The organism is Syntrophales bacterium, assembly GCA_030655775.1.
GTDB lineage: Bacteria > Desulfobacterota > Syntrophia > Syntrophales > JADFWA01 > JAUSPI01.
Genome location: JAUSPI010000046.1, coordinates 1 through 7,213 on the forward strand (window position 1 = coordinate 1; position 7,213 = coordinate 7,213).

Here is a 7,213-nt window from a genome sequence, read left to right on the forward strand (position 1 = left end):
TACGGACTGCATGTTCGCCTCCGGTTGCTCCCCACCCCGCCTCACAGCGACGCAGTTACCTTCGGCTACCGGAATCGGGCATAATCCCGGAGGAGGACTTTCACCTCCTAAATCACGCCTGCTCCCAGGCGCACTCATTCCGGACTTGATCCGGAATCCAGCCTCAGAGGCGGGGTCGGAAAACCACGCCTCTGAGGGATATCTTTTACCACCGACAGGCAGGACATTTCTGATAATAAAAGTATAAGAAAAACATTCTTGTGTGTCAATTGAATATTAATTGACAACATTGAATATTAATTGATTGAAATTGAATTGATAAATTGCGTTTATATCAAAGGTTTTTACCGATTATTTCTTTTAAACAACAACCCCCCTCCCCCGGCGGGAGAAGGTTAGGAAGAGGGGGTATTTGACAAATTTTTCACCCCCACCTTAGTCCTCCCCCGTCAAGGGGGAGGAGAAGGATTATGGATGCCCCCCGCCTTTAGGCGGGGTAATTCATGCGCTCGCTGTTCAGTTCAAAAATGAAACATTCCTTGCAATACCGATATTATGGTGTTATTTGAAACATCATTGCTATAGGTACGAAGAGTTTTTGCTAAAAGAACCGAGCATTAAAAATACATTTTCGAGGTGAGGAAAGCTATGCAAGAGAAAGTCGAAGAAGTTCTCAATGCTATAAGGCCAAGTCTCCAAGCCGATGGCGGTAATATTGAATTCGTTGGTATAGAGGATGGCGTAGTCCAGGTAAGACTTCTCGGTGCCTGTGCGGGTTGCCCTATGTCGCAGATGACTTTGAGTAATTTTGTTGAAAAAACATTAAAAGAGAAAGTGCCGGGAGTAAAGGGGGTCAAGAGAGTTTAACTAAGGATGATGTATTTGCCATGCTCCTTAATTTGTTAAGGGATCTGCGAGATGCAAGAAGAAGCCACAGTTCTTGAAATAATAAACGAAAATTTGGCCAAATTAGAGGTTGTAAAGAGCGAGGCTTGCGGAAGTTGCAACGCTTGCTTCGAGGGCAGCAGTGGAAAGAAGTTGCTTTTTGCGGAAAACAGTCTGGGGGCTAAAGAAGGGGACAGGGTAAGAATTGAAATAAATTCTGCCGCGGTTGCAAAACTATCGTTCCTCGTTTATATGATACCCCTAACAGGACTTGTCCTGGGTGCTCTCTTAACCGGTCAGCTTACTGACTCTGAAGGTATGACGGCACTTGGCAGCTTGGGTGGATTTTTCACCTTTTCTATTTTTACTTACTTCTATCTCAGAAAAACTAAACCCAAAGAATCCTATGCACCAAGGATTACCAAAGTCTTCCGCTAATCTAAATTCCAAATTCTATTCTCTTTTATCCTGAGAGCTTTGCGAGTTCCGTAACGGTCTCATCCTACAGACCGGCGCAGGTACGTTCCTTGATCATTTCTATTAAACCCTTAGAATCCTTTTCTTCAATTAATCCTTTCAGCTCAGATAAGATTTTTTCATAGATATCAAGGATGTTGTTGATATTCGGATTCGAGGTAATTATTTCGGCATACAGTCTTGGGTTGTCTCCGAAAACTCTTTCCAAAATACTAATTTTAGTGTTGAAAATAGGTGTGGCAAAGTCTTTCAGTTCCAAAAGATCTGTTCCTGTCTCATTGAGAACCATTCCCAGGGTAATTGTATTCAAATGATTCAAGCCCTGAACAATTGCCATCATCTTATCATGTTTTTCCGGTGTCGACTCAACAACATTAGCACTGTTTCCCTCCAGGACTTCCTTAAGCCAGACAAGCCACCTCTTTGTTCTGACAGGGCAGAGAACCACATTAAGTCCGGCAAGCGTATCAACACCCGGTCCGAATAGAGGATGAACCCCTATTACTTCCGATACAGAATGCTTTAACATGGATTTCACCGGTTCTTCTTTCAAAGAGGTAAGATCCATCAAAAGGGTGCCCTCTCTCATGTGGGGGCCGACCTGCTCAATAACTTCGCAGGTGACTCCTATAGGCACACTTACGATGACAACCTCACATTTCTCGGCCATAGTCGGGATATCCATCCCTGTGTTTCTTCCCGATACATGAACGGCATACCCCTCTCTCTTAAAAAAGTCGGCAAACCACTTACCGATACCACCGGTGCCGCCGATGATCCCTATTTCAAAATTCTTCATCTAAAAATAACCTCCACCTAAAAAGGGGACAGTCCCCTTTTTCCTTTTCCCTTACTGCTGTTCCTGTAAAACCCTCTGTCTCAACAGGTGATCCGCAAGCACAATACTCACCATCGCCTCACAAACAGGTATAATTCGGGGAATTACCGAGACGTCATGCCTCCCCTTAATCGATATATTTACCGGCTTACCATGAATATCAACCGTCTGCTGTTCCTTCTCGATAGAGGGAATCGGTTTACAAGCGATCCGAATGACTATTTCATCTCCATTGGTGATACCGGCAAGTATCCCTCCTGCATTGTTCGTCAAAAATCCCTCCTGAGTAATCGGGTCGTTGCATTCCGAGCCTGACATCCTTGCGGCCTGAAACCCCGCGCCTATTTCCACTCCCTTAACTGTCCCGATGCTCATGAGTGCCTTGGCCAGATCGGCATCGATTTTGTCAAAGACCGGCTCTCCCAGACCCGGAGGACATCCTTTGACCAGTACCTCTACAACACCGCCGATAGAATCCCCGCTGTTCTTCGCCTCTTCCAAACTTTTCTCCATCTTGAGGGCGGCATCACTATCGGGACATCTTACATAATTTTTATCTATATCTTCGTAGGACATCCTTTCTGCAGGAATGCCTCCCAGCTCTTTTGTATAAGCTGTAACATGTATGCCTTCACGATTAATAATCTTCCTGGCAATGGCACCGGCAGCAACACGTCCAGCGGTCTCCCTGCCGGAGGCACGACCGCCTCCCCTGTGATCACGGATGCCATACTTTTTATGGTAAGTAAAGTCACCATGACCAGGCCTGAAGACATCCCTCATTGCATCATAGGATTCACTTCTTGCATCCCTGTTTCTAATAATAAGGGAGATGGGAGTTCCCGTAGTTTTACCCTCAAAGATGCCGGAGAGGATTTCCACAATATCTGCTTCTTGTCTTGGCGAGGATCCAGGGCCCTGTCCCGGTCGTCTCCTGTCAAGTTCTTCTTGTATTTCCAATTCACTAAGACTGATGCAGGGTGGACATCCTTCCACAACAACCCCTATCGCCTTGCCATGTGACTCTCCCCAGGTAGTAACCCGGAAAAGTGTCCCTATTGAACTTCCTGACATGTTTTATCTCCTGAGTTTTGAGTTCCGAGTTCTGGGTTCTGAGTTCTGGGTTCTGGGTTCTGAGTTCTGAGTCGGAAACTTTGAACTTTGAAATTTGAACTCTGAACTGAATAAACAGACCTCATCCGCTACCACATCAATATCCTTTTCCGACGTATCAACAGTAAAATCTGCCAACTGACGATAGACAGGCATCCGCATCTCAAGCATGTTTGCAGTTTCTTTATAAAGATCATCTTTTGAAAGGGAAGGTCTCTGTTCATCACTGATCTTATCCTTCTCCATCCTCTCAATTATTGTCCTGACATCGGCGGTAAGCCAGATAAAAACCCCTTTTTTTCTAAGGACATTCAGGTTTTCCTCATCCATAACCGCCCCTCCGCCTGTGGCTATTACACTCTCCCTGACAGAAGAAAGTCCTCTGATAATCTTTTTTTCTTCCTCGCGGAAAGATCCCCATCCCCCTTCTTCAACTATTTCTTTGATGACCCTGCCGGTTCGTTTTTGTATAAGCTCATCAGTATCATAGAAGGGTATGTTCAAAGTGTCCGCAAGTTTTCTTCCTACAGTTGATTTTCCCGTACCACGGTAACCTATCAAAATAATGTTCACAGCTAACCTGAGCGCCTAAGACTCTGTCGGACGAGACGCCCGACCCACCATGAAGGGTAGGACAGGCGTCTCGCCTGTCCATAAGAATAAAAATGAATGCAACTTGATACAATACATTCCTACATCAGAAAATATCCGCTACTACTTTACAGGAATTCATAGTGCCACTCAACATGTTTTGCATCCTTCTCAAGATAAAGTTTGCTATTTTCAAAATTAGTGAATAGTATGCAGTGCAATCGAAATGAGGCTTCAATAGGTTATACAGTAAGACAATCCCCGTTATATGAAATGGTTAAACAAACAAAAAATCCGTCGTTCCAACTCAAAGAATTTATATCCATATCACTCGTTATAATACTGCTGTTCCTGTTTGCCCCCAATTCTTTCGCAAATGAAATTTTTCCAAAACCTGTGGGCGCCATTAACGACTTCGCCGGGGTTATCCAGGCTCAATATAAACAGCCCATGAACAGCTTAGCCCTTGAAGTACTTGAAAAAACGGGGACATCGGTAGTTGTTGCCACCTTTAAGAGTATCGGGGACAATGACCCTGCCGACTTTGCAAGCCGCCTATATCAAACCTGGGGCATTGGGAAAAAGGGGGAAGACAAGGGAATTCTTATACTTCTTGCTGTTAAGGAAAGAAGAGTCAGGATAGAAACCGGCTACGGGGTTGAAGGAATTCTTCCTGACGGTTTGGTGGGTGAGATCTTAGACAAATATGTGGTACCATTTCTCAAAACGGACGATTACGGCAAGGGTCTGTCAAACGCCATGATAGCGGTATCCACAATCGTGGCCAGGGATGCAAATATATCTTTAACGGGAAAAACACCGGTCTATAAACCGAATCCTCGCAGGACAAGCAGAGGGGGAAATCTTTTCACCCTGATTCTGTTCTTCATTATCATGACAATGCTTTTGGGCACAAGACGTGGAAGGGCGATGCTGCCTTTTCTCATGCTTATGCTATTAATGGGCGGCGGCGGCAGAGGTGCAGGTGGTTTTGGCAGCTTTGGCGGTGGTTTTGGAGGCTTTGGCGGCGGGATGAGCGGGGGCGGTGGTGCCGGCCGGGGATTTTAAAGGCAAGAGTTTAGTTTTCAGCAATAACAAGTTTTTGATGGTCTCGTAAAAAGTTTTTTTGTCACCCTGAATCATGTCCTGAACTTGTTTCAGGATCATTCAGGGTCTCTAACTTACTGAAATGATTAGATGCTGAAACAAGCGAGATCCTGAAACAAGTTCAGGATGACAACAGGTGCAGTTTATGACTTTTTACGAATGCATCAAAATTTAGATGCTTCGCTAATTGCTGACTGTTAAGGAGAGACAAAAAATGGCTAAAAAACCAGAAGATGCATTTGTAGAGATAACCAATGATTTCAGAAAGGCTTTCGGAGATGATCTCGTTTCTATCATCCTTTACGGAAGCGGCGCCGGAGATAACTACCTTCCTGGAAAATCTGATCTCAATTTTCTCATCGTGCTTTCCGAACAAGGAATAGATAATTTAGACCTGGCAATCAATGTGGTTTCCAAGTGGAAAAAGAAGAATGTAGCCATTCCACTTTTCATGACAAACTCCTATATCAACTCTTCCATCGACTCATACCCCATTGAATTTCTCAACATGCAGAAAAATTACATAACAGTCTTCGGGGAAGATGTATTAAAAGAATTATCCTTCAATCCCGGTTTTCTCAGGTTACAGTGTGAAAAAGAATTGAAGGGAAAGATACTCCTTTTAAGGGAAGGTTTTCTGGAAACCGAAGGGAAGGATAAAAGGATTCGTAATCTGATAAAGATATCGCTCACCGCTTTTATCTCCATCTTCAAAGCTCTTCTATACCTTGTAGAAGTAGAAATACCCGGGGACAGACGCGAGGTTATCAAATCCGTTGCGGAAAAGTTTGGAATAAACGCCGATGTTTTCCTGAAATGTGCAGATATAAAGGAGGACAAGGAAAGTTTTTCATCATCTGAAATAAAGGAAATCTTCAAAGCATATCTCATGGAGGTGAGAAAACTATCGGGAATAGTTGATAAATTCGAAGTTTAATCTTGCTATCAAAATCATTCAATTGTGTCGGCTGTCAGCTATCGGCACTATACAATGCGCGGGGGCATGGCTGTCCGTTTCATGCCCGACAAGTGCTTGTTTTTGCTGAAAGTCATTCGTTGACAGGTGACCCTTTTCTCAACTTTAAGGAGGTAGAAAATGACCAGCGCTAAAAGAAACCTGTTGATTGTACTTACAATAATTGCAGTATTTGTTTTTTCTTTTTACTCTTTTTTCAGAGGTACTTACAATTCTTTCGTTTCTCTGGATGAGTCCGTGAAGGGATCATGGGCACAGGTAGAAAACCAGCTCCAGAGGCGATACGACCTGATTCCCAATCTCGTGGAAACCGTTAAAGGTTATGCAAAACATGAAAGATCTGTTTTTATTGATGTAACAAATGCGAGGTCAAAAGTAGGCGGTGCCGGAAAAATCTCTGAAAAGATTAAGGCAAACAATGAGTTAACGACCGCCCTGAGCAGATTGCTGCTCGTCGTGGAAAGGTATCCGGACCTCAAGGCAAACCAAAATTTCATGAGGCTTCAAGACGAACTGGCGGGGACAGAAAACAGGATAGCCGTCGAGAGAAGGCGTTACAATGAAGCAGTAAAGACATTCAACATCAAAATCAGAAGTTTTCCTGCCAATCTCCTGGCTGGAATGTTCGGTTTTGGCAAGGCTGACTTCTTCGAGGTTCCTGAATCCGCCAAGGCTACCCCAAAAGTCGAATTTAAGTAGAGCGGGAAGATTTGGGGGCCAAAAGATCAGCAGTTACAAGGAACACACATTTTGAGGAATCGGTTTCTTGTTGACAGAATTTTCTTCTGAACAAGAACCCTCAGCTTTTCTCAAGAACGGCTATCACCTCAATATGTTTCGTCTGGGGGAACATATCTATCGGCTGCAGTGCCCTCAATGAAAAGCCCCTATCGGCCAGAAAGCTGATGTCCCGTGCCTGTGTCGCGGGATTGCAGGCAACATAGATTATCTTCCCGGGATTCAGAGCAACAATACGGGAAAGCAGCTCTTTATCGCAACCAATCCTAGGTGGGTCAAGGATAACAAGATCAACATTGATCCTCTTTGCTATAATTTCATTTTTCACAACAGTTTTTACGTCTCCTCTGAAAACGTCCGCATTTGATATCCCGTGATTTTTATAGTTCAGCCGGGCACATTCAACCGATTTTCTGTCAAGCTCTATGCCCAAGACCTGCCGGACATAACCGGCTAAAAAAAACGAAAAGAGACCTGATCCGCAGTGG

General features: G+C 44.2%; 10 protein-coding genes. 6 read left to right on the forward strand and 4 right to left on the reverse strand.

Annotated elements, in window-relative coordinates; translation table 11 throughout:
• From Q7J27_02590 to Q7J27_02600, 3 genes are all read left to right on the forward strand, one after another.
• The coding region (locus Q7J27_02590; protein ID MDO9528028.1) for a hypothetical protein at window positions 1-247 on the forward strand (247 nt) is incomplete at its 5' end.
• A 401-nt stretch (window positions 248-648) separates the two neighbouring features.
• Window positions 649-867 (forward strand): NifU family protein, encoded by a 219-nt coding sequence (locus Q7J27_02595; protein ID MDO9528029.1) that lies wholly within the window; start codon window positions 649-651, stop codon window positions 865-867.
• Between the two features lie 51 nt (window positions 868-918).
• Window positions 919-1,323, forward strand: a complete 405-nt coding sequence (locus tag Q7J27_02600) for a SoxR reducing system RseC family protein (protein MDO9528030.1) — start codon at window positions 919-921, stop codon at window positions 1,321-1,323.
• 64 nt (window positions 1,324-1,387) lie between these two features.
• On the opposite strand, the gene Q7J27_02605 is transcribed toward Q7J27_02600, so the two are convergent.
• Genes Q7J27_02605 through Q7J27_02615 form a run of 3 tightly spaced genes read right to left on the reverse strand, consistent with a single transcriptional unit; the run spans window position 1,388 to window position 3,886 of the window.
• Complete coding sequence (locus Q7J27_02605) at window positions 1,388-2,161, reverse strand: prephenate dehydrogenase/arogenate dehydrogenase family protein (GenBank protein ID MDO9528031.1); 774 nt, start codon at window positions 2,159-2,161, stop codon at window positions 1,388-1,390.
• Window positions 2,162-2,212: 51 nt separating this feature from the next.
• Complete coding sequence (gene aroC / locus Q7J27_02610) at window positions 2,213-3,274, reverse strand: chorismate synthase (protein MDO9528032.1); 1,062 nt, start codon at window positions 3,272-3,274, stop codon at window positions 2,213-2,215.
• A 3-nt stretch (window positions 3,275-3,277) separates the two neighbouring features.
• On the reverse strand, window positions 3,278-3,886 hold the full coding sequence (locus tag Q7J27_02615) for a shikimate kinase (GenBank protein MDO9528033.1): 609 nt from the start codon (window positions 3,884-3,886) through the stop codon (window positions 3,278-3,280).
• A 291-nt stretch (window positions 3,887-4,177) separates the two neighbouring features.
• Between Q7J27_02615 and Q7J27_02620 the strand changes: the two genes are divergently transcribed.
• The 3 genes from Q7J27_02620 to Q7J27_02630 all read left to right on the forward strand — a co-directional run bounded on the left by Q7J27_02620 (window position 4,178) and on the right by Q7J27_02630 (window position 6,686).
• Window positions 4,178-4,972: a TPM domain-containing protein gene (locus Q7J27_02620; protein ID MDO9528034.1), complete on the forward strand. Its 795-nt coding sequence runs from the start codon at window positions 4,178-4,180 to the stop codon at window positions 4,970-4,972.
• Window positions 4,973-5,225: 253 nt separating this feature from the next.
• Window positions 5,226-5,948, forward strand: coding sequence for a hypothetical protein (locus tag Q7J27_02625; protein MDO9528035.1), 723 nt, complete (start codon window positions 5,226-5,228; stop codon window positions 5,946-5,948).
• A gap of 159 nt (window positions 5,949-6,107) precedes the next feature.
• A complete protein-coding gene (locus Q7J27_02630) occupies window positions 6,108-6,686 on the forward strand; it encodes a LemA family protein (GenBank protein ID MDO9528036.1) in 579 nt (192 codons plus the stop codon).
• A gap of 100 nt (window positions 6,687-6,786) precedes the next feature.
• On the opposite strand, the gene Q7J27_02635 is transcribed toward Q7J27_02630, so the two are convergent.
• On the reverse strand, window positions 6,787-7,213 hold a 427-nt coding region (locus Q7J27_02635; protein MDO9528037.1), incomplete at its 5' end, for a methyltransferase domain-containing protein.